At 56.2% G+C, this 23,132-nt stretch carries 18 protein-coding genes; 7 read left to right on the forward strand and 11 right to left on the reverse strand.

Features of this window, described 5'->3' with window-relative positions; all coding sequences use genetic code 11:
* Positions 1-177 precede the first annotated feature (177 nt).
* From KYK14_RS16295 to KYK14_RS22495, 3 genes are all read right to left on the reverse strand, one after another.
* Positions 178-1,167 carry a toxin-antitoxin system YwqK family antitoxin gene (locus KYK14_RS16295; RefSeq protein WP_219160304.1) on the reverse strand — a complete coding sequence of 330 codons (990 nt, stop codon included), beginning with the start codon at positions 1,165-1,167 and terminating at the stop codon, positions 178-180.
* Between the two features lie 242 nt (positions 1,168-1,409).
* Positions 1,410-3,254: a molecular chaperone HtpG gene (gene htpG / locus KYK14_RS16300; protein ID WP_219160306.1), complete on the reverse strand. Its 1,845-nt coding sequence runs from the start codon at positions 3,252-3,254 to the stop codon at positions 1,410-1,412.
* 598 nt (positions 3,255-3,852) lie between these two features.
* Positions 3,853-4,344: an STAS/SEC14 domain-containing protein gene (locus KYK14_RS22495; RefSeq protein ID WP_343217126.1), complete on the reverse strand. Its 492-nt coding sequence runs from the start codon at positions 4,342-4,344 to the stop codon at positions 3,853-3,855.
* Positions 4,345-4,753: 409 nt separating this feature from the next.
* Between KYK14_RS22495 and KYK14_RS16310 the strand changes: the two genes are divergently transcribed.
* From KYK14_RS16310 to KYK14_RS16340, 7 genes are all read left to right on the forward strand, one after another.
* On the forward strand, positions 4,754-7,210 hold the full coding sequence (locus KYK14_RS16310; RefSeq protein WP_219160310.1) for a TonB-dependent receptor: 2,457 nt from the start codon (positions 4,754-4,756) through the stop codon (positions 7,208-7,210).
* A 180-nt stretch (positions 7,211-7,390) separates the two neighbouring features.
* Positions 7,391-8,368, forward strand: a complete 978-nt coding sequence (locus KYK14_RS16315; protein ID WP_219160312.1) for a cation diffusion facilitator family transporter — start codon at positions 7,391-7,393, stop codon at positions 8,366-8,368.
* 55 nt (positions 8,369-8,423) lie between these two features.
* Entirely contained in the window at positions 8,424-9,662 is a 1,239-nt protein-coding gene (locus tag KYK14_RS16320) for an MFS transporter (RefSeq protein WP_219160314.1), read from the forward strand.
* A 68-nt stretch (positions 9,663-9,730) separates the two neighbouring features.
* Positions 9,731-10,099: a hypothetical protein gene (locus KYK14_RS16325; protein ID WP_208307550.1), complete on the forward strand. Its 369-nt coding sequence runs from the start codon at positions 9,731-9,733 to the stop codon at positions 10,097-10,099.
* 98 nt (positions 10,100-10,197) lie between these two features.
* A complete protein-coding gene (locus tag KYK14_RS16330) occupies positions 10,198-10,647 on the forward strand; it encodes a DUF6526 family protein (RefSeq protein WP_219160316.1) in 450 nt (149 codons plus the stop codon).
* A 17-nt stretch (positions 10,648-10,664) separates the two neighbouring features.
* On the forward strand, positions 10,665-10,955 hold the full coding sequence (locus KYK14_RS16335) for a YciI family protein (protein WP_219160326.1): 291 nt from the start codon (positions 10,665-10,667) through the stop codon (positions 10,953-10,955).
* Positions 10,956-10,972: 17 nt separating this feature from the next.
* Complete coding sequence (locus KYK14_RS16340) at positions 10,973-11,275, forward strand: DUF4286 family protein (protein WP_208307553.1); 303 nt, start codon at positions 10,973-10,975, stop codon at positions 11,273-11,275.
* A gap of 185 nt (positions 11,276-11,460) precedes the next feature.
* Here KYK14_RS16340 and KYK14_RS16345 read toward each other — a convergent pair whose 3' ends face one another.
* The 8 genes from KYK14_RS16345 to KYK14_RS16380 form a co-directional block, all read right to left on the reverse strand.
* Positions 11,461-11,946: a GNAT family N-acetyltransferase gene (locus KYK14_RS16345; protein ID WP_219160328.1), complete on the reverse strand. Its 486-nt coding sequence runs from the start codon at positions 11,944-11,946 to the stop codon at positions 11,461-11,463.
* 90 nt (positions 11,947-12,036) lie between these two features.
* The gene (locus KYK14_RS16350; protein ID WP_185282214.1) at positions 12,037-12,270 is read right to left on the reverse strand and encodes a hypothetical protein; all 234 of its coding nucleotides are present in this window, start codon (positions 12,268-12,270) and stop codon (positions 12,037-12,039) included.
* Positions 12,271-12,486: 216 nt separating this feature from the next.
* A complete protein-coding gene (locus KYK14_RS16355) occupies positions 12,487-14,676 on the reverse strand; it encodes a prolyl oligopeptidase family serine peptidase (protein WP_219160330.1) in 2,190 nt (729 codons plus the stop codon).
* 103 nt (positions 14,677-14,779) lie between these two features.
* Positions 14,780-15,457, reverse strand: coding sequence for a hypothetical protein (locus KYK14_RS16360; RefSeq protein WP_219160332.1), 678 nt, complete (start codon positions 15,455-15,457; stop codon positions 14,780-14,782).
* 152 nt (positions 15,458-15,609) lie between these two features.
* Positions 15,610-17,070, reverse strand: coding sequence for a hypothetical protein (locus KYK14_RS16365; protein WP_219160334.1), 1,461 nt, complete (start codon positions 17,068-17,070; stop codon positions 15,610-15,612).
* 188 nt (positions 17,071-17,258) lie between these two features.
* On the reverse strand, positions 17,259-18,848 hold the full coding sequence (locus KYK14_RS16370; RefSeq protein ID WP_219160336.1) for a hypothetical protein: 1,590 nt from the start codon (positions 18,846-18,848) through the stop codon (positions 17,259-17,261).
* 52 nt (positions 18,849-18,900) lie between these two features.
* Entirely contained in the window at positions 18,901-19,335 is a 435-nt protein-coding gene (locus KYK14_RS16375) for a hypothetical protein (RefSeq protein ID WP_219160338.1), read from the reverse strand.
* A 62-nt stretch (positions 19,336-19,397) separates the two neighbouring features.
* Positions 19,398-22,868, reverse strand: a complete 3,471-nt coding sequence (locus tag KYK14_RS16380; protein ID WP_219160340.1) for a hypothetical protein — start codon at positions 22,866-22,868, stop codon at positions 19,398-19,400.
* Positions 22,869-23,132 lie beyond the last annotated feature (264 nt).

The raw sequence follows: 23,132 nt of genomic DNA on the forward strand, positions 1-23,132 counted from the left end.
GGGTAGAGCACTTTGAGGATGCGTTTTATTGAGACCAGGGACTTCACAATAGTGTGTCATCCTGAGCTTGCGAAGGACCTTATGTCTATTGAACGAGTCGTTATGACGTCATTCGTTTTGGCATCATAAGATCCTTCGCAAGCTCAGGATGACAGAAAAATTCACTCACCCCTACCCCTACTTCCGGCGGGTGTTGCCCGGCCGACGGCGGTCTACGGGGTCGGCATCAGCGGTGCCGCGCTTGTCATAGCCTTTCTCTTTGTCGAAGATCAGGACGCCGTTGCGGTTGTACTCCATTACCAGCTCAGGCGTGGTTACCTCCGGCTCGTAGCCCGATTCGCCGTAGGCGTATACATAGTGGCGGCGGTCTTTCAGATTACGGAAACCCCAATAGTTGATCCACTGTCCTACCTTCTTGCCATTCTCAAACTGGCCATCCCACTCGCGCTGGCCGTTTTCGTTGTAGCGCACGTAGTCGCCCTCCAGCTCGCCATTCACGTAGGGAATCACTTCTTTTAGCTGCTTGTGTTCAGCGTCGTAATAGGAAATGACGGCGTCGCGGGGGAAGCCCATTTCATAATGCACTTTGTCCTGCAAGATGTTATCGGGCGTGGTTACCTCCCAACGCAGATGGCGGGTTCCCACAGCATAAAAACCGGTTTCCACTACCTTTCCGCCTTTCAACCGCTTATAAGGGCCGTGCAGTACAAGGCTCTTGGGGTCTAAATCACCAGGATCAGCCTTGTATACACGATGTTTGCTAGCATTGTAGATGTAACGACCGGGCGCGTAAGGATTCGGCTGCTGAAAGTTTTTGAGGTAGTAGAATATCTCAACCTGTTGGTTCTTTCCCTTCGGCCCCGATTTAGCATAACCTTTCTTAATAGGCTGACCCATGAAGATATTTTTCTTCTTTTTGGGTTTGCGCTGTTCCGCTTTGGCTTTTGCCTTGGCGGCTTTTTCCTGTTCCTTGGTCAGCGCCACGCGCTTGTTGGTGAGCGAAGGCGCACTGGCCGTATCGTTGGCCGTGGTCAACGAATCGGTGGTAGCCAGCAGAGTAGCCGCGGTGGGCTGACTGCTGAACGACACGGTTTTGCGGGTACAGGCCTCCGTCAGCGGCAGCAACAGGGCCAAAAGTCCGACAAGGGGTAAACGGGTACTACGCATGCAAACAGGGTAGGAAAGGTAGCTGAAGAGTATCTCGGCCAAACGTAAAGATACACCGCTTTGGTGCCCTATAGTGAGTAGCGAGACGGTGAAATGGTGAGTAGTTACATACTTTTGGGGTGAAGCCACACGCACTGTAACTTACTTTCGCTAATCAACAAAAAGCCCGCCGACCTCATTAAAGGCGACGGGCTTTTGTACTGTTTAAAACTTCTCAGACTTTCTTATACCGATAAATCAACTTATTCGGCCGTTAGGAGGTCAGCGCTGCGTTTTACGAAGGCCGTCAGAGCTTCGCCCTTCAGCATACCCTGGCTGAGCAGGGCCAAGTCGAAGGCTTGCTTGGCGAGCTTCTGACCAGCTTCCCCTTCCTGCCCCAGCACGCGCTGGGCTACGGGGTGGTTGGCATTCACGCTCACGGTGTAGCTGTCGGGTAGAGAGCCGAACATTTGCATACCGCCACCGCCGCCCACGCGCTGCATATCCTTCATGCGGCGCATAAACTCAGGTACCGTCACAATCACCGGCGCATCCTGCGGCGACAGGGCTTCTACCTGCACCTGCATATGCTCGTTGTTGATGGCGGCTTTGTATACCTCCGTCAGTTTGGTTTTGTCGTCGTCGCTGAGTACGCTTTCGGTCGTTTCATCCTTCTCGATGAGCTTGCCTACCGTGTCGGCGTCCACGCGCTTGAAGGTCACTTTCTCCAGCTTCTGCTCCAACTGCCCAATGAAGTGCGGGTCGAGCACAGCGTTCAGCTTCAGCACCGAGTAGCCCCGATCCAAAGCAGCTTGCACGTAGCCGTGCTGGGCCTCTGGGTCGGTGGTATACAGGATAACCGTCTGCTCGTTCTTGTCCTTCTGGTTGGCCTGAATGTGCTCCTGATATTCGTTCAGGGTGTAGTACTTATCGGTGGTGTCTTGCAGCAACACGATGTCCTTGGCGCGGTCGTAGAACTTGTCGTCCGACAGCATGCCGTACTTCACAAACAAACCGATATCCGACCACTTCTGCTCGTAGCCTTCGCGGTCTTTGCGGAACAGCTCGGCCAGCTTGTCGGCTACCTTTTTGGTGATGTAGGTGTTGATCTTCTTCACCGCCGCATCGGCTTGCAGGAAGGAGCGCGACACGTTCAGCGGAATATCCGGCGAGTCGATTACGCCGTGCAGCAGCATCAGGAACTCGGGCACTACGTCCTTCACCTCATCGGTAATGAACACCTGGCGCGAGTAGAGTTGAATCTTGTTGCGCTGCAATTGCAGCTCATCCTTGATTTTGGGGAAGTACAGGATACCCGTTAGGTTGAAGGGGTAGTCCACGTTCAGGTGAATCCAGAACAGCGGCGGCTCCGAGAACGGATACAACTCCTGGTAGAACTTGGTGTAGTCCTCGTCGGTCAGCTCCGAGGGCTGCTTGGTCCAGATGGGGGCCGTCTGGTTGATGACCTCACCCTCAAACTCAATCGGAATGGGTAAGAACTTGCAGTATTTGCTGAGGATGCTTTTCAGGCGAGCTTCTTCCAGAAACTCATCCGAGTCGTCGGCCACGTGCAGCACTACATCGGTGCCGCGCTCGGCTTTCTCATGCTCTCCGGTGGGCTCGTCCAGGGTAAACTCGGTGCTGCCGTCGCAGGTCCAGTGGGCCGTCAGGGTATCGTCTTTATACGACTTCGACCAGATTTCCACCTCCTTGGCTACCATGAAAGCCGAGTAGAAGCCCAGGCCGAACTGCCCAATGATCTGGTCTTTGGTAGCGGCGTCCTTCTCCTTGTATTGCTCCACAAACTCGGTGGCGCCGGAGAAGGCAATCTGGTTGATATATTTCTTAATCTCCTCGGCCGTCATGCCAATACCGCGGTCGGAGATGGTGATTTTGCGGGCTTCCTTGTCCACCGTCACGCGTACTTTCAGCTCACCCAGCTCGCCTTTAAACTCGCCCAATTGGGCCAGGCTCTTGAGCTTCTGGGTGGCGTCCACGGCGTTGCTCACCAGCTCACGCAGGAAGATTTCGTGGTCGGAGTACAGGAACTTCTTAATGATGGGGAAGATATTCTCGGTGTGAATCGAGATGCTACCTTTCTCTTGCATAACAGGAATATTAGGGTGAACAGACAATTTCAGGCGCCAGCCGGCGCAGTGCGTTGTTCCCTTCAAAAGATATTCCATGCAGCCCGGAGCTGCCAGTTTGACAGCGCATTAGCCTGCCCTACCCTCGAAACCGGCTTATACGTCGGCCAAGCACTGCCGCTGCAACTGCGCCGCGCAGTCTTCATCCATGAGCGACAGCCAGTCTAACGCCGACAGCATCTCAGAGAAATACTGCATATCGCAACGGACAGTGGGTAGTACTGACTACTACATTTTCCAGCACCAACTGATTGTGCACCGTGGAAGGGAGCAGTATGGCCAACGCCTGAATATGCAACCGCTGGTAGCGGGGCAACTAGCTTTCACTCAGCCAGGCTGGTGCACGGGGCTCACGGCTAGCAGGCTACTCACCTAGCCAATAAGCCATTGGCGCCTATAAGTACTATACGAATAGCATTTCCGACGTATCGCTGGCAGCAGTAGGAAGCGGACTCGCTGGGCGCAGTATTCCTGATAGTAAGCGCAGCATCTTTTTCATAGCAGTAAAACGTAAACAGGTTGACTACTACAAAATTGCGGCGCTACTACTACCTCATTATTATGAGTAGGTTACGCTTACATAATGTTTGTCGGGCGCTGCCGAGGGTAACGCACTGGAGCAGTTCCATTCCTGCTGTAGCACCGAGGGCAGTGGCGAGTCTCCGGTAATCCATTCGAGTGCATCTTCTACCTCGGAAAAAAACTGAATATCAAAATGAATAAGCGCCTGCCCCATCCATAGGATACTCTCCACTACCATCTGGTTGTAGAGGCTGCGGGGCGGCATCACCAATGCCACTTGCTGTAGCGGCTGACCGGCCATTTTTGGAAACCACGTCAGGCTGATCCACGCCTGCTCCATTATACAAATATCCGGCAAGTCGTGCAGATCCAGTACTACACGTGTAACTGCGTGTTGTTCTGTTAGTTCTAATATACGTGATAAGCCCTGTTTGAAATGCTGTATGGAGTGTCCAGATCTCCATTGAGTGCGCAGCAGCTGTTGCTCATCAGCGCACTGAATAATCATATAATCTAAGTTATATAGCATGATGAATGCAAAGGTATATTATTTTGTATTTATATGTGAATTATGCAAAAAAATATTTACTCCATTCTATTATATAGATTCATAGTCTCTATGATAGAATAGCTATAAAAACTTGTATAAACTTGTATAACCCTGTAAACCAATGAAAATACGCTTATACTCGATATATCATGTGTACTATAATCGCCCGCACCTTTGATTATATCCCGAAATTAGGAACAAGGTCTTCTGTAAATAGTTCAATTATGATAGTTAATTTATTAAATTGAACTATTTTTATATAACACGATTCAATGGCAGCCTACGAGCCGTTGTACGACTTTCTATTACTTTTGAAGCGACAAGACGCTGCTATACGGAGGCCGACTGCAATGGTTACCACTTGGCGCCTTATCTCATGCAGCCGCTTATGACTCGTTATCTGATTTTTGTTGGTCTGCTCGCTCAGAGTGCCTTCGCCCAAACGACTACTCCAGCGGCGTCTGTAGCACGCGCCACAGCGTCTCCGCCCATTACGGGCCGCGTGATAGATGCCGATACACATGAGGCGCTTCCGGGAGTTACCGTCTTATTTCAGGATTTGCGCCAAGCCACTGCTACTGGTTATGATGGGAGGTTTAGCTTCTCCAATTTGCCGCGCGGACGGTTTTTGGTGCAGGTACGCTCCTTGGGTTATACTACCCTGGTGCGCACCGTAGACACGGGCAGCGGGCAGCCGTTGGAACTGGCTCTCACGCCAGCCACCACCGAAATCGGACAGGTAGTGATAACGGGGGTGTCGGCGGCTACGGAAATGCGCCGCTCGCCTATCCCTACCACCATCATCAGTAACAAGGAGCTGAGCCAACGGGCCAGCACCAACGCGGTGGATGCGCTGGCCCACACGCCCGGCGTGGCTCAGATTACCACCGGACCGGCCATCAGCAAGCCCATCATCCGGGGGCTGGGGGCTAACCGCGTCATCACTTTGAACAATGGCGCCAAGCAGGAAGGCCAGCAGTGGGGCGACGAGCACGGCATCGAAATCGACCAATACTCTGTGGACCGGGTAGAGATTATCAAGGGTCCCGGCTCGCTGCTTTACGGCTCCGATGGCATGGCCGGCGTCATCAACTTCCTACCCGCCGACCCGGTGGAAGAGGGCAAGGTAATGGGGTCGATATCGGCCAACTATCAGACGAATAACCATTTGCAAGGCTACTCGCTGATGAATGCTGGCAACCGCAACGGGCTGAATTGGCTGGTGCGCGGCACTGGCAAAGTGGCCGGCCCCTACCGTAACCCCTACGACAGCCGCGTCTTCAACTCGGGCTTTCGGGAGTTGGATGCCAACGGCTACGTGGGACTGAATAAAAGCTGGGGGTTTTCGCACCTCACGTTCAACTCTTTCAACCAAGAGCTGGGCCTAACTGAAGGTGACCGGGACGAGGAAACTGGCCGCTTCCTAAAAGACGTGGGGGTAGGCAGCGACGCCGTGGCGGCCGTGCCCGTTAGCAGCAGCGACTTGCGCGGCTATGGCCTGTCGGTGCCGCGCCAGCAAGTGAACCACTTGCGCATTGGCACCGACAACAACTTCATTTTGGGCCAGAGCCGCCTGACGCTGAACGTGGGCTGGCAGCAAAACCTGCGCCGCGAGTTTGGCGACGTGCTGGCCCCCAACGAGCCCGAACTGTACTTTCAGCTGCACACCGTAGACTACGCCGCGCGCTACTTCCTGCCCGAAACGAACGGCTGGAACACCACCTTGGGGGTGAGTGGGCAAGTACAGCAAAACCGCAACAAAGGCGTGGAATTCTTGATTCCAGCCTACCGTCTGTTTGATGGGGGTGTATTTGGCGTCACCAAGAAAACCATTGGCAAGCTTGACCTAAGCGGTGGTTTGCGCTACGACATTCGGCGCATCAAGGCCGAGGCGCTCTACCTGGGCGCCGATGAACAGCCCGTACCCGCCGATACGCCTGGCGCCGAAGCCAAGTTTGAGCGTTTCACCAGCACCTTCCGCAACGTGTCGGGTAGCGCGGGCGGGGCCTTCAACGCCACCGACGACCTAACCTTGAAGGCCAACGTGTCGCGTGGGTTTCGGGCGCCCAATATTGCCGAGCTGGGTTCCAACGGCCAGCACGAGGGCACTATTCGCTACGAGATAGGGGAGCCGAATTTGCGGGCCGAGGTGAGCACGCAGCTGGATGCCGGCGTGAGCTACACCACGCAGCACATCAGCCTGAATGTGGATGCGTTTCACAACCGCATCAATCATTACATCTTCCCCAGCCGCCTGGCTACCGCATCGGGCGGCGACTCTATTGCCGCCACCGGCGACCCGGTATTTCGGTACGGGCAGGGCGATGCCCGGCTGGTGGGCGGCGAGGTCAGCCTCGATATTCACCCGCACCCGCTGGACTGGCTGCACTTCGAAAATACCTTCTCGATGGTGCGGGCCACCCAGCTCAACCAGCCCGACAGCACCCGCTACCTGCCCTTTATTCCGGCCAATCGGTTTCAGTCGGAGCTGCGGGTGAACTTCCGCAAGGTAGGGCAGAGCCAGCATTTGGCTAATCTGTATGCCAGCTTTCTGGTAGAGCACACCTTTGCGCAAGACCGATTTTACTCGGCCTACTCCACCGAAACCCGCACGCCGGGCTATACCCTCTGCAACGCCGGCCTAGGCGCCGATGTGCGCAACGCCAAAGCACAACCGCTATTTAGCCTCTACCTGGCCGCCAACAATCTATTCGATGTGGGCTACCAAAGCCACTTGAGCCGCCTGAAATACGCCGACGTAAACAACGTGACCGGCCGGCGCGGCGTATTCAACATGGGCCGCAACGTGAGCGTGAAGCTGGTAGTACCGCTGGCGTTCAATTGAGTGGCTGCGTAATTCCTACCTAGTCTGTCATCCCTCATCTGGCGTCCGCTTGCGAAGGACCTTGTGTCAGTTGAACGAACATTGTACTAACGACTCGTTCCAGCGTGAGAAGGTCTTTCGACACTGGCTTGATGCGCCACATGCTCGGGATGACAGGCGGTTTCCCCTCCCTCCTCCCGCATGGCACACCACCACAACCACTCGCACGACCACAATCACAGTCATGGAGGCCACACCCACGGCATTCCAGCCGACGGCAATTTTGGGAAGGCCTTTGGGTGGGGCATTGGACTAAACCTGGTATTTGTAGTGGCGGAGGCGGCTAGCGGCTTCTGGGGCAACTCGGCGGCGCTACTTTCCGATGCCGGCCACAACCTCTCCGATGTGCTCAGCCTGGCCCTAGCCTGGGGCGCGGCGCTGCTGGCCAAGCGGCAGGCCTCGGCTCGTTATACCTATGGGTACAAGAGTGCTACCATTCAAGCGGCGCTGGTGAATGCTGCTTTGCTGTATGCGGCGCTAGGCTTCATCTTATGGGAAACCATTGACCACCTGCGCCACCCCGAGCCGGTGAATGGCAAGCTGGTGATGCTGATGGCCGGCGCGGGCATTGCCGTTAATGGCTTCACGGCCTGGCTGTTCAGCAGCGGGCAAAAAGGCGATGTGAACGTGCGCGGCGCTTACCTACACATGCTCACCGATGCGCTGGTATCGGTAGGGGTAGTGGTGGGCGGAGCACTAGTGTACTTCACCAACTGGTTGTGGCTCGACCCGGTTATCAGCTTCCTGATTCTGGGCATCATTGCTTACGGTTCGTGGGGGCTGCTGCGCGAAACCGTGCAGCTTAGCCTGCAAGCCGTGCCCGACGGCATTGAGCTATCCGAGGTGCGCCAGTTTTTGCTGGATCAGCCCGGCGTGACGCAGGTGCACGATCTGCACGTGTGGCCCCTCAGCACCCAAGAAACCGCCCTAACGGTGCACCTAGTGCGCCCGGCCACCAGCGAGGACAATCAGTTCCTGAATCATTTGCAGGTGGAAATGCGGGAGCATTTCAACATTGGCCACATCACGGTACAGCTGGAAGATACCACGCCCGTGCCGCACGAAGATGGCTGCCACGGCTGCGAGGCAGCGCAGCAATCGGTAGCGGCGGCTAGCTAAGTTGCGGCGGGTAGGAGGAACTGCTTACATTGTTGCGGTCAACCTTTTCCTACCCATGCGCTCCCCTACCCCCTCTCCTAAAACAGCCTCCTTGCTCAGCGCCGTTGTGATTGTGGCCTCGCTGGGCTACTTCGTAGACATCTACGACTTGGTGCTTTTCAGCATTATTCGAGTGCAAAGCCTGAACGGCATCGGCATTACCGATGCCAACGCCGTGACGGAGCAAGGCCAGTACCTGCTGAGTATGCAGATGGGCGGCATGCTGCTGGGCGGCATTTTGTGGGGTGTGCTGGGCGATAAGCGGGGGCGGCTGTCGGTGCTGTTTGGCTCCATTCTGATGTATTCCCTGGCCAACATCGCCAACGGCTTCGTGCAGACTATTGACCAATATGCCTGGCTGCGCCTGATTGCGGGGGTAGGGCTGGCCGGGGAACTAGGCGCCGGCATCACGCTGGTAGCCGAAAGCCTACCCAAAGAAAAACGTGGCTACGGCACCATGATTGTGGCCTCGGTGGGCGTATCGGGAGCTATGGTGGCGTATTGGATAGGCGCGGCGTTTGGCTGGCGCAACGCCTATTTTATTGGCGGCGGACTAGGGCTGGCGTTACTGGCGTTGCGGGTAGGCGTGTTTGAGTCGGGTATGTTTGAGCAGGCCAAGCGCGAGGGCGTGGAGCGCGGCAACTTCCTGGCGTTGTTCAGCAATGGTGAGCGGTTTGGACGTTACTTGCGCTGCCTATTTTTGGGTGTACCCTTCTGGTTTCTGGTGGGCATTCTTATCACGCTGGCGCCGGAGTTTGGGCGAGAGTTTGGGCTGACTGGCCCCGTCACGGGTGGCCTGAGCATATTCTGGTGCTACTTCGGCCTCACGCTGGGCGATTTCACCAGCGGTGGCCTCAGCCAATTGCTGCGGAGCCGCAACCGTACCTTGCTGGCCTTCATTGTGGCTAGCGCCGTGATGGTGGGCGTGTATTTGTTTGGCCTGCGTGGTGCTTCGCCTACCCTCTTCTATGGAGTGTGCTTTCTGATTGGCTTTGCGGGCGGTTTTTGGGCGCTATTTGTGACGGTGGCAGCCGAGCAGTTCGGCACCAACCTGCGCTCCACGGTAGCCACCACGGCTCCCAACTTTGCGCGCGGTGCCATTGTGCTCATCAATCCGGCCTTTCTAGCCTTACGACCAAGTTTGGGCATGGTGGGCGCGGCCTTGGTTATCGGCGTCGTTACGCTGGCGTTGGCATTTTTTGGGGCTGCTACCCTTCCCGAGAGCTATGGTAAAGACCTCGACTATGTGGAGTAAATAACTTGCACCCCGTTCAACTGGGCACCGCCAATACCGTATACAGCAGTATCAACATCCCTCTGACAATGAAAAAGATACTGGGCCTTTTGGCCGTTGCTGGTGCCGCGTTTTTCGCCGCCCCCGCACAAGCGCAGACTACCACTACCGATATGCAAAGCCAGCAGCAACGCTCGGCCGATGCCAAAGCAGCGCTACGTGAGCAGAAGCAACAATCAGCCGCTAGCCGCGATGCCGTGCGTGAGAGCAAACGCGAGGTGAAAGATCAGCGCAATGCCATGAAAGCGCAAAAAGCGCAAATGAAAGAACAGAAGATGGTGGCCAAGCAAGCCAAGCAGCAAGAGAAAATGGCCCGTCAGCAAGCACAAGCTGAAAAACAAGCCTTGAGCGCGCAGAAAAAAGCAGCCCGCGCCGAAAAGAAAGCGGCAAGTATGTAGTTGGTGCCACGGAGGCGACTTTTTCCCTACTTCTTCGTAAAGACAGCTCCGGCCTCATGGTCGGAGCTTTTTTTGTACCTCTACCTCTGCCTGCTCCCATGGCCTCTTCCCCGACTAAAAACACCGTCATGTACTACCCCTGGCACCACTTCGTGCTGTTTCCGGCGGCTTTCATTTTGGCTGCTTATGGCGTACGGCGCTACGTGGATGTAGCTGGCAACGACTCGGAGGACTCGCGGTTGTGGTTTACGGTGGCGGCGTTGGCCGTGGTAGGGCTAGGCGTATTATTGATGCTCCGGCAGCACTATGCCCTCACGTTGCAGGACCGCATCATCCGGCTAGAATTGCGCCAGCAGTATTTTGAAGCCACAGGCCAGAGCCTGCGCCCCTTGGAAAGTCAGCTTACCCTACCCCAGATCCTCAGCCTGCGTTTTGCCGGCGACGCCGAGTTGCCCGCACTCGTGCAGGCAGCTATTCGGGAGAAACTGTCGGCCAAAGACATCCAGGCCCGTATCCAAGATTTCCACTTCGACCACATGCGGGTTTGAGTGGTAGCTTTGCCACTATGTTTTTGCTTTCCCTTACCTATCTGGTTCCCTTTGAGGAGATAGAGCCGCTGATGGCGCCGCACATGACGTGGGTAGACACGCACTACCAAACGGGCACCTTGCTGCTCTCGGGCCGCAAAGTACCGCGTACCGGAGGCGTGCTCCTGGCCCGCGCCGAGAGCCGGGAAGCCATAGAGGCCATCGTAGCCGCCGACCCATTTACGCAGGCTGGTGCCGTGCGCTACGATATCATCGAATTTACGCCTACCCGCATAGCGCCCGGCGCTGGCGAGGCCTGGCTTGCTTAATCTTTTACTTTTCTCGAATGATTTTATACAACGTAACCAGCAGTATTGACCCAGAAGTAGCCGAAGCATGGATGGAATACGTCCGCGATGTGCACATGCCGGAAGTAATGGCCACGGGCTTCTTTGTGAAGCACCAGCTCTGCCGCCTGCTCAACGAAGAAAACGACGGCTACACCTACGCTGCCCAGTACTACGCCCTCGGCCTAGAACAGCTCGAAACCTTTCAAAACGCCTTCGAACCCGGTCTCAACGCCACGTTGGAAACCCGGTTTCCCGGCCAGTTTATCTCCTTCCGCACGGTACTGGAGATTATTGAGTAAAAGGTGAAATTGTGAGGTGGTGAAGTTGTGAATAACAGAGTGCCTGTCATCCTGAGCTTGTGAAGGACCTTTTCACGCGAGAACAAGTCGTTGTTTCAACAATCGTTCACACGCGAGAAGGTCCTTCGCTGCGCTCAGGATGACAGGCACTCTGTTATTCACAACTTCACCACCTCACAACTTCACTATTTCCACTCCCGCAGTTGATTGGCTGACAGGTTGCCGTTGAGCCATTCGGGGTCGAGTTGGGCGCCTAGCTTTTGGTAGAAGCCGATGGCGGGCTCGTTCCAGTTGAGTACCTGCCACTTCATACGCTGAGCGCCGGTGTCGCGGGCTTCGGCTACTACTGCCCCAAACAGCGCCCGGCCCAGGCCAGTGCCGCGAGCAGCTTCTGTCACCACTAAGTCTTCCAGGAAAAGCATCTTACCCTTCCAAGTGGAGTAGGCGGTGTAGTAGAGCGCAATGCCGATAATCTCGTGGGCGGTGTTTTCGGCCACGAAGAATTTGAAAATTGGCTCCGGGCCAAAGCCGTCGCGCTGCATATCGGCCAGGGTATTGGTGACTTCCTGCGGGGCGCGCTCGTACTCGGCCAACTCCTGAATCAGGGCCAGCACTTGCGGCAAATCGGCTTCCACGCCCCGCCGAACGGTGATAGAGGACGGAATAGACATCAGCAAAAAAGTAAACAGGTGGAAAACAATGACGCCCGGTTGCGGCGAAAGGGCCGTAACCGGGCGTTGGCACAGGCCAAATGGCCCATATTACATCTGCGGCTGCATCTTTTTGATGTCTTCCGTCGCATTCACCGCATTGATTTCGCGGGTTGCAGGGTTTTCGGGGGCCGTTTTGCCGCCAGTAGTATCGGGCTCGGGTGGCAGCGGGGGTAGGGGCTCCACAGCCACCTCATCTTGTCTCTTGTAGTCGGGATTGCTGCACGAAGCAATCGACAGCAGCGAAGCACCGGCCAGCAGACCGATCAGAAGCGTATTTTTCATATAAAACCGAAATGACACGGGCATTGACGTTTGGAAGCGCAAGATACGGTGAGATAGTGAGATGGTGAAATAGTGAGTTTGTGAATAGGGCTGTCATCCTGAGCGCAGCGAAGGACCTTATCACGCGAGAACGAGCATCATAACAACTACTCGTTCAACTGGCAGAAGGTCCTTCGTTGCGCTCAGGATGACAGCCCTATTCACAAACTCATTATCTCAATTCCTATACGGATTCACGCCCATGTTTTGGTAGGCGAAGGTCCAGATGTCGGTCCATTCGTCTATTTGGAGCTGGGTGCTTTTGCCCGCGCCGTGGCCGGCGTTGGTGTCTACCCGGATGAGCTGTGGAGTGGAGCCCGCATCGGCGGCTTGCAGGGCGGCGGCAAACTTGAAGGAGTGCGCGGGCACTACCCGGTCGTCGTGGTCGGCGGTGGTGATGAGGGTAGCGGGATAGTTGGTGCCGGCCTTCAGGTTATGCAGGGGCGAGAACTTATAGAGATTCTGAAACTGGTTGTAGTTGTCGGAGGTGCCGTACTCGGGTATCCAGTTCCAGCCAATCGTAAACTTCTGGTAGCGCAGCATATCCATTACGCCCACTGCCGGAAACGCCACGCGGGCCACGTCGGGGCGCTGCGTCATGGTGGCGCCTACCAACAGGCCGCCATTCGAGCCGCCCGCTATAGCCAAGTGCGCCGGATTGGTATAGCCCTGAATGGTTAGGTATTCGGCAGCGGCAATGAAGTCGTCGAATACGTTTTGCTTGTTGGGCGTCATGCCCGCTTGGTGCCACTCCTCGCCGTACTCGCCCCCACCGCGCAGATTCACCACGGCCAGAATGCCACCGTTTTCCAGCCACAGCATCCGGGCCATGCTGAAGGAAGGTGTGAGGGAGACGTTGAAGCCGCCGTATCCATAGAGGTAGGTAGGCACCTGCCCATTCAGCTTTACGCCTTTCTTATGCACAATGAACATCGGAATCTTGGTGCCGTCCTTAGATGCGTAAAACACCTGCGTGGTCACGTAATCGGCTGGGTTCACCGTGCCCGTTGGCGCCTGATAGACCGTACTGGTATTGGTGGCCAAGTCGTACTTATAGATAGTAGTGGGGTAGGCAAACGACGTGAAAGCATAGTACACAGCTTTGTCGGTGCGGTGACCCTCGAAGCCAGTGGCCGTACCCAGCGCGGGCAGTTCTACCTCGTGCAGCGGTTTGCCCTGCTCGTCAAATACCTTCACGGCACTGCTGGCATCTTGCAGGTAGGTGGCGATGAGTTGCCCCCCGGCTTGGCTTACGTTTTCCAGCTTCTGCTCGGTTTCGGGCAGCACATTTTTCCAGTTGGCTGCCTGGGGCCGTTTGGGGTCTACCAGCACCAAGCGGTAGTGTGGCGCCTTGTAGTTGGTGCGCACCAGCAGCTTGCCGTTGGTGGTGCCTACCACATTGTTTTTATAGGAATAGCTGGTAACGAAGGAGGTGAACTTGGTAGCCCGCTTCGGGTCGGTGAGGTCGCGCACGAGTAGGCGGTTGCCGTCGGATTTACCATTGGTGAGGTGCAGCACGGCAAAGCGTCCGTCGTCGGTGGTGGTGAGGTAGCGGAAGCCCAGCGGCATCCGACGGTCCTCGTACACCAGCTTATCTTGGCTCTGCTTGCTCCCCAGCTTGTGGTAGTACACCTTCTGAAACTGATTCAGGCCTGCCAAACGGTTGTCATCGCCTTTGGGTGCGTCGTAGCGGCTGTAGTAAAAGCCATCCTTGGCCCAGGCCGCCCCCGATACCTTCACCCAATTGATTTCATCGGATAGGGTTTTGCGCGTTTTCAGGTCAATCACGCGGATTTTGCGCCAATCGGACCCGCCCCCGGAGGTAGCGTAGGCCATATAGCGGTGGTCGGGCGAGAAGTAGGTGCCGGCCAGCGCGGTGGTACCGTCGTCGGAGAGCTTGTTAGGGTCGAGTAGCACTTTAGGCTCGCCGCCCTGCACGGGCTGCACATAGAGCACGGCTTGGTTTTGAAGGCCGTCGTTTTTAGTGAAGTACAGGTTGTCGCCCTCGCGCTGCGGCACGCCGTAGCGCTCGTAGTTCCACATGCTCGTGAGCCGCTCTTTAATTTGCCCCCGAAACGCAATCTTACTGAAATATTCCGCCGTTACCTGGTTTTCAGCCGCTATCCACTTCTTGGTTTCAGGCGCGTCTGGATCTTCCAGCCAGCGGTAAGGGTCGGGCACGGGTGTACCGTGGTAGTCGTCTACTCGCTCGCCTTGCGGGGCGGTAGGATATTGTACCGGAATGCGCGGCGCTTGCTTGGCACTAGTAGCCTTCGGACTAGCCGCCGTAAAGCCTCCCTGCGGCCCCGCCGAGCGGCAAGAGGCCACGGCCAGCAACGTGAGGAGCGGGAGAGTAAATTTATTCATGCAGATATAGTTGGGAGCAGGGCAACGAATATACCAACCAAGTGCATTTCAATCTTGTTATAGTGAAATCACTATTCACAAAATCTTATACAATACGCCGGCATTACTGAGCGCTCCGCATTCTTCCTACCTTCGGAATCACCTGAATTAGAAAGCGTTTGTTGTCGCCCTCGCGGCGCCCGGCGTAGCGACCAGTGCCATAGAAACCGCTGCCGCTGATGACCAGTTCAATGCTTTTATCCTGGGTGAAATCGAGGCCGTTCTGCTTCCAGAAGTTCAGTAAGCTGAGGGCACGACGGTAGCTGAGCTGGTAGGTAAGCTGCTCTTCGCGGGCGTTACGCGGGTCGCCCCGGGGGTAGCGGGCGGCCATGCCTTCCACAATCACGAGGTAGCGCACGGGCTGGTCAGTCTTGATGCTCTTGAGCACCTTACGCAACGTGCGCCCCGCCTGAAGTAGAGCTGGCTTGTAGCGCTCCTCAATCACGTCTTGCCCCGATTTGAACTGCACTGGCACCAGCAGCTCGTGGCGCTCATTGGCAGGGTCGTACCTGAAGTATTTGCCTTCCAGCTGCTGCAAAGAGCGTTTGATCTTGTTGATTTGCTCCAGTTCTTGCGCTTTGGCTTTCAGTTCACCGTTGGCCTGCTTTAGCTCTCCTTCGCGGTCTTTGAACAGCTTGAAACTGTAGACAAACAGCACCAGCATCACCACAAACAGCGACGTCATCAGGTCCACGTAGCTGGGCCAGAAGAAGTCGGAAGATTGTTGGCGGTTATCGTTCATGTAGTGGACCCCTCCCCCCGGCCCCCTCCCCTCCGGGAGAGGGGGAGCCGAGAGAAAATTATGAATATCGGCCAACAAACGTTTGACAATCAATGCTTAATGTTTTCTCTTGGCTCCCCCTCTCCCGGAGGGGAGGGGGCCGGGGGGTGGGGTCATACTGGCCGCACACCTCCAAATAGCTTATCCATAAACCGCTGCCAACGATTTTTGGAAGTGGCTTTTACCAATACCGTATTCAGCGCCGATAGCTCAGCGAGTAGCTTGGCATCCACCTGCGAGTCGATTTCAATTTTGCGCAGTAGCTCGCGCTGAGTGGCTGTCACGTCGCGGAAGAGGGCTTGCTGGTTGGCTTGCACATCTTTCAGCGGGTCGAGCTGCTTGAGGATACGCTCGAAGACGTTGTCTTGGTTGAGGCGGCGGAAGTAGTCGCCCCACTTTTCGTAGGCTTGCTGGGCGTCGCGCTCGTGCTGGTTGAGGCGCTGCTGCATAAGGTCGGTGAGGCGCAGGGTAGCCGTGTCGAAGTACTGCTCGGTGCGGGCGGCCAGGTTGTCCATCTCCGTTTGGTGGCGCTGGAAAAACGACAACTGGTGCTGCACAATGTTGCTCTGCTGCCCAATGTACTGCCCTACATTGTTGATGCCACGCTCAAAACCGCTGAGGCGGTCCAGGATGCTGTGTACCGCCTGCGCTACCTGCGCGCCCTCGGCCAGCATCTGGTTCAACTGCTGCTGGTAGCCCGTAAACTGCCCAAACAGCTCCGCCGACTCGCGTACCTTATCGAACACGGCAATGTTGGCCTTTGCCATTTGGTCGTACCCAATTTTATCCAGCGCCTCCAGAAAGCGGCTTTGCACCTGAATATTGTTGGTGAGCTTGTCCATAATCGGCTCAAACAGCGTCACCTTGCCCACAAAATCCTGATTAAAAGCGTCCAGCACACCCTTTAGCGTGCTCAGGCTGCTCGACATATCATCGTGCAGAATGGGTAGCAGCCGCGCTTGCAAGAAGGTGTAGTATTGGTTCTGGTGCTGGTCGAGGAGCTGGCGGGCGCGACGCACTACTCCATTCCCTAACAACGTCAGCAACAGGCCCACGAATGAGCCCGTCATGGCAATAAGTACGCCGGTGAGAAAGGGCGTCAGTGCGTTATCGTCGGACACACCGTTGCGGGCAATGCCTACCAGGCCGAGAATAACGCCTAGAAAGGTACCGAGCAGACCCAGATAGAGCGGGGTAGCCACATTAGCTTGAGTGGCATTGTCGAGCACCTGGGCTTGGCGGGCGGCAATGTCTTTGAGAATATCGAAGTTGGATGCGGCGCCTTTGTTGTGGTAGAGGTAGGCGTTGGTGTCGCGCAGGATGTCGGCGAATTCCGGAGAGGCCGCGTCCGCCTTAATCATGTCGACGGGGTAGGCGCCCTCGGGCGCATCGGCAGCATAGTCGGGTAGGTCGCGCCCGTCGGGAAGTAGTAAGCGGCGCTCTAAGCGCAATGCTTGCCGCTCGGGGTAGAGTTGCCCGAGCTGTAGAGCCTGGGCTTTGGTTTGCAGAAACGTGCGGATTTGCAAGCCTACGACCACCAGCACCACCGCTATTTCAAGGATAATTTCGAGCATGAAGAAAGGAAGAAGCAACGAATAGCTAAAGCTAAAGCTAAAAAGCTAGTTCCCCTCCTTTTTTAGGAGGGGCCAGGGGTGGTAAAGGTCGTTGAACGATTTACTAGCTCTAGTATTCTAGCTCTAGTTTTTACCACCCCTGGCCCCTCCTTAAAAAAGGAGAGGAACTAGCTTCTTAGCTTGAGCGCTTACTCAAAATGCACTACGGCTTTTTGCTCGATATGCCAAGCCCCACCTTGTTTGCGTAGCGTGCCCGGCTCATCGTTGATGATATACGACACCGGTCCGCTGGGCTGCGGGTAGCGGCAAGCATCACGCAGAGAGTATTGCGCACTCTGGATGGCGTAGGCATGTACGCTCGGGTCGGGGTTCACCTGGAAGGTAGCCGTATCCGGCTTGTTGGAATCAAGCGTGATTTCGTAGATGCTGTCGTGTTGCGCCTCCTCCAGAAAGTCGTATTCACTGAAAATGCCATTTACCGGCACCTTGGCATACACGTAGCGCACCGAAGCCGGTGCCGCTGCCACCGAAGCATACGACTCGGGCGCTGGTAGCTGCACGGGTGGCACCAAGCTGTCGAACTCATCCCGCGGCGAGGCCGAAGGCGGGCCCGCCGGAATGGGCATTTCCAGATGTGGCGCAGCAGGCGGAGCGTAAGCCGAAGGCGCGGCAGCGATATTGTCAAACGCCGGGGTAGCAGGCTGTGGCGTTTCGACAGGCGCCGATGCTACTGGAGCAGGTTGCTGGGTAGCAGACTTAGCGGGAGCAGGTGGTGTAACTGGGGTAGATGGCGCAGGCTTTTCAGTTGACCCAGCGTTGAAACCCTGGGCTACAGAGCGGCTGTCTGTAGTTGGCTGGCGCTCGATTGGTGCTGGCGTTTTTTGGGGTGCCGCTACGTAGCCTAGCCCTTCATCCTCAGAATTATCAAAATCTTGCCCTAGCTCCTCCGCTACGCGCTGTTGCACTATCTTCTCAATCTCGGCGCGCAACTCCGGCGTGAGGCGCTTCGAGGAAAAAGTACCGCCGGGTGCCGTCGACACATTCTGCCCGGCCGATTTCAGCTTCTCCAGCTCGTCACGATGTCGGTCCATGCGGACGTTCAGATTACGCATACTGCTGCGCAACAACCAAAATAGCACGAGGCTCAACAGAGCCAAAATGAACGCAATGGGTGCAAACAAACTGCTCATAACACCTTCTTTATTGCCGGCGGGTGCGGGCGTTGCATAATTAGGGTTTTCCTCGGGGCCGGCATCGGCGGGCGCGGCGGCGGTGGCTTCGTCGGTGCTGGTGTCGGGGGTAGCTTCGGCGTTGAGGCTGCTGCTCACATCGGCGGGCGGCGTGCCGTTTTCCACGTAGTTGTTCAGCGAAGCGGCCAGCGCATCTACGGCCTGTATGCGGGCGGGGCTACCCTTTCGGCTGGGTGAGGCCTTCAGTTTGTTGATGATTTCCGTTGTCAGCTTTTGTAGGCGCGACTTATCTGAACCCAAGCCCTTGTACATAGCGCCCCTACCCTCCAGCGGCTGATAAAGCAGGCTATATACCTTTTGACTATCGGCCTTGATGCTGTTTTCCAGTTGCTTCAAGGAACCACCACAGTTTACGCCGTTCTTCAAGTTGGGCCGCCCGGTGTCGTCATACACAAACTTTATCGCCGCACACCAGATCTGTGCCTTTTGCTCATCGAGGGTAGGTTGGCCGAGTTGAGTTTGGGCGTGGGTGAGGGTAGTGGAAAGGAGTAAGCAGGCAGGTAATACTAGGTAACGAAGAACCTTCATAAGGAAAGTTGAGAATTTTCGGCAAAAAGTTTATTAATAATAATACAGCCACTCACATATCCCACACGATATTTAATTTTCCTTTTTTCACTCCACATGGAACATAACAGATATATCCAGGCGCATTTTGATAATAATCGAAGAACATCTTCGGCTTGCTAACCTCTCCTCTATTTATATTAAAGTATGTTATGGTATCACTTCTACTACAAGCTCTACTTTTATCAAGTAATCCCGCTTTAGTTGGCTCTTTCTCCGTTACATATATTAATGCATTACCATCTATTTCGCCTTCAACTTTCAACCTAACATTGACAGGACTAGAAATATCTTTGTGTTCAAATTTATACACGTGAATACGCGAGACGTCTTTAATTTCTATGGTTCTATTGCCTGTATACAGACTATCAAATCCGAAGAAAAAGAAAATAAATATTCCTATTACCCCTGCTAATAGCAGCCATATTACGGCTGAAAAACGAATCATATCTTTCTACATGAATATATTGTATTTGAATGGCCTAGGACTGAAGCCCTAGGCCATTCACCCTACCCTGGATTCTGCAACTCCCGGCTTAGGTTATACAACGCCTGCTTCAACGGGTAGAAGAACAGCGTTTCCGGAAGTGTCTCGTCCTGGCTGAGCTGGCGGTCTAGCTGGTGCAGGCCGAGGCTCAGGCTGTCGTCGATTTCGCGCAGGAGCAGGTCTTCTACCCTATTGCGGTCTACATCGACGCCTACCTCGCGCATCAGCGGCGCCACTTCGTCGCCTTCCAGGACCAGCTTCAGGAACTTGCGCACGTTGTCGAGCACGTGTTGCTTGAGGTCAGCGTCTACCTGGGGCAACTTCAGACGTTGCTCGTCAATGTCGGCACTTTGCTCAGCGCCGGTGAGCTTCACGGTACGTACCGCGTCAAAGTCGGCGCGGCTGGAGCTGCTTTCCTCGAACAGCACACCGCCGTTGGTGGTGGCCTCCTTGGGGTTATCCGCCAGAATTACGCGGAAGTTTTGCGGCGGCTCCTGACCAGTTACGCCCTTGAACACAGCCTTGGTAATCTTCTCAATAGCCGCCAGGCTGCTACCGCCGGCCAGCAGGCGCAGGTAGAGGCTGCCTTTGCCAGAGAAGCAGATGTAGCGCGGCGTTTTGAGGTTGAGCTGCTGCGTGAGCTGCGCTACGTGGTAGATGATGGCCGTGTAGTGCAGGTAGAACAGCACCCGCAGCTGCCGACCTTTACCCAAGCCGAGGCTCTGCGAGAAGCGCAGTTTGTCGTCGTAGGTGAAGAGTAGGCTGGTGACGTCGGCTGAGCCGAAGTCAGGGTTTTGCAGGGCGGCGCGTAGGTAGCCTTTGTACTCTTGGTTTTCCTCCGAGTCGGGTAGACTTTCTACGTGTTGCACACCGAGGCGAAGCAAGCCGTTTTGCTTGGGCGCGCCCTGCACACGGGCGTAGCCGTCGCCCCACAGGTCGTCGCCGGCGAAGCGGAACGACGAGCTGAACGCCGGGCGTTGGTCGGCAAACACCAGCAAATCGGTGGTACCGCCGCCGATGTCGATGTTCACCACGTTCTCGTCGCGGTTGGGCACTACCTGGTTGGTAGCCGTGAGGTAGTAGTAAGGCGCCACCGATTCGGAAACAAACTGCGTGTTGCGCCGACTGTGGAAAACTTGTTGAAAAGCCTCGTCCCACACTTGCTGGAACTGGTTGCGCAGGAAGGCATCGAAGCTCAGCGGCGCAAACCACACCACCCGCGTATCTTCCAAAATACCGCCGTGCAACGCGGCTTTGTGACGCATTAAGAGCAGAATTTCCTTGAAAAACGCCGCAATGCGCGACACGCCCTGTGGGTCCAGCTCCGCCGACCACTTTAGATTCGTCACGAAGCGGTTTTGCGGTGGTTGTCCGGTTTCGGTATTGATACTAAAGCCGATGTTGATGTTGCTCAGCACTTTACTGGGCTCGTTGGCGTAGGTGTTGGTCTCGCATACGGCCGTCCGAATCGGAAATTCATATACCGACTGCTGCTCCCCGATGATGCTGGGCACAAACTCGCGGTTCTGAATTAGCGGCACGTCGAACAGCTGACCGGGGCCACGCATGTAGCGCTGGTAGGCCGAGTAACCGGTGTCGGGTAGCGGGGCGTTCAGCAACTCTACCTGCACATCTTGCTCGCTGATGGTAAACGGGCGCGGGTGCGCCGACGGTCCATCGGCGTAGGCCACGTGCGTGTTGCTGGTGCCAAAGTCAACCGCAAACGTGAAGCGGCGGGTGCCGCGGTCTACTTCACGCCAGCGCGGCACGATGAGGCCGCGGGCCGGCTCGCCGTTCAGCACGGCGGGCGGGCACGTCAGCTCGGCCAGGTCAAAGTGCGTGCCGGTGATTTCGTAGTACGTGCTGCCGGCCGTAGATACACTTTTCTGCGTTCGCTCGAAGCGGGTGGCGCGCTTGGAAGCGCCTTGTTCGCTGATGCCCGATCCGTCCACGAAGAACTTTAGGTCGTAGCGACGACTCACCATGGTAGGCGAGTTGTCGGCGTCTACCAGCATCACCTTGTAGAAGTCGTTGTACTCGGGCTGCGAGCGGTGCTTGTAGAACGGAAACACGCCCAGCCCGATGTTGGCCTTCACAATGCGGCCCTTTTCCAAAATCTCCCTACCCTGCGCGTCCTTAGGGTTCTGCGGGTTAGGGTAGTAGCTGCGCTCGAAGGTGATGAAGCGCCCTGCCTGCACCGGAATCCGGAGCTGCACGCGCACGTGGTTCAGGTCGATGGTGAAGGTGAGCAGCTCGGCCAGCTCGTTTTCAGTGAAGTACTCGAAGAACGTCTGCCGCAACGGCAGCAGGTACGGAAACCGCGCCCTACCCTGCGTATCGGCACCATACTGGAACGACACCTTGCCAGTGTGGAAACGCTGGGTGTTCAACTCATACGGCAGCTCCACCAGGGCATCTTCTAGGAAGTCGCCCACCGTGAGGTAGGGATATTTGAAGCCTTTGCCAGGTAGCACGCGGTTTTCCAGCGCCAGCTCGTCGAGGTAGGGCACCACGGTGCGGTCGTCCCAGGGCTGACCGTTGAGGTAGTTGGCGCCGGGCATGGTAAGGTTGGGGCGCAGCACCAAGGGGCGCGGACCATTGCTCACAGCCGCCCGCATAGGCTGTATGAACAAGTCGGAGCTCGTCACGGCCGACTGGTCGGCGCGGCCGGGCAACGGCACGTTCTTCACCCCCGCCGGATTGCCCTGAATATCAGCCAACGACGGGTATTTCGTGGCAAACTGCTGGGCCGTGTGCTCGCCCTGCATCTGCATCTGGTTGATACGACCACGATCTAAGGCGGCATACACCGACCCGGCAAACTCGCGGCGTTGCAACTGCGGGTAGGCCAGGAACAGCTCGTACACAAACTCCTGAAACTGCGGCGAGCGGTCAGCCAGCAGCACAATGTTGTGGTCGAAATAATGGCCGCGGGCCTGGGCGCGTTCCAGTTCCAGCGGCTGGGTATTGGGCGCCGTGAAGAACAACGTCAGCGGCGAAGTACCGCCCAGCAGGCGCGGCCCGCCCGCCAGCTCCGGCGACTCATAGAACACCAGGTACATATCCGAGAAGTCGCGGAACCGCTCGTCTTGCAGGAACAGCTGCAAGGTTTCGCCAAGCAGGCGCGTGCCTTCGTCGGCGCGCATGCGCTGCACCTCGGCGGCGGCGTTCCAGCGCCGCAACGTGATTTTACGTCCGGCTTGGGTGTAGAGGTGGTAGTTGTAGAGCAGCTCAAACAGGTCCCAGAAGTGCGTCACCAGCTCGTGGTACACGGAGTTGGGGTTGCGCTGCCCCTCCCGGGCCACGAAATCAAACGCGGCCTCAAAGAGGTGCATCCGTGCAAACGGAGTCGGGATGGACACAGCCACGTTGCGGGCTTTGCTCCCCGTAGGGTCCGTTACGGTGTTGATTTCGGTACTGGTGATGGGCGCGGTTTTCTGCCAGCCTTGGATTTGCTGGGAACCGTTGTTGTGCAGGCGAAGGACTTTGGGCATAGTAATTTTCGTTCAGACGGCGCGGGTGGTGCAGGCGGCGCGGATTGGAGCAGGGTTCCCAGGGTTGAAGCCCAGGGCTATGGAGCAGATTAGAGGTTCTTTCTGCGCGGACATCCCAGGGTTGAAACCCTGGGCTACGGAGCGGTTTGGGTGGGGTCAGTGTAAAAAGCGCTGCTTAGCCCTGGGTTTCAACCCTGGGACGTTAAGGTACCCGTGCCATCCTCTCTAACATTTCCATTTCCTGCCAGTAGTCTTGTTCTTGAT

It is taken from the genome of Hymenobacter profundi, from assembly GCF_019334315.1.
GTDB classification, from domain to species: domain Bacteria; phylum Bacteroidota; class Bacteroidia; order Cytophagales; family Hymenobacteraceae; genus Hymenobacter; species Hymenobacter profundi.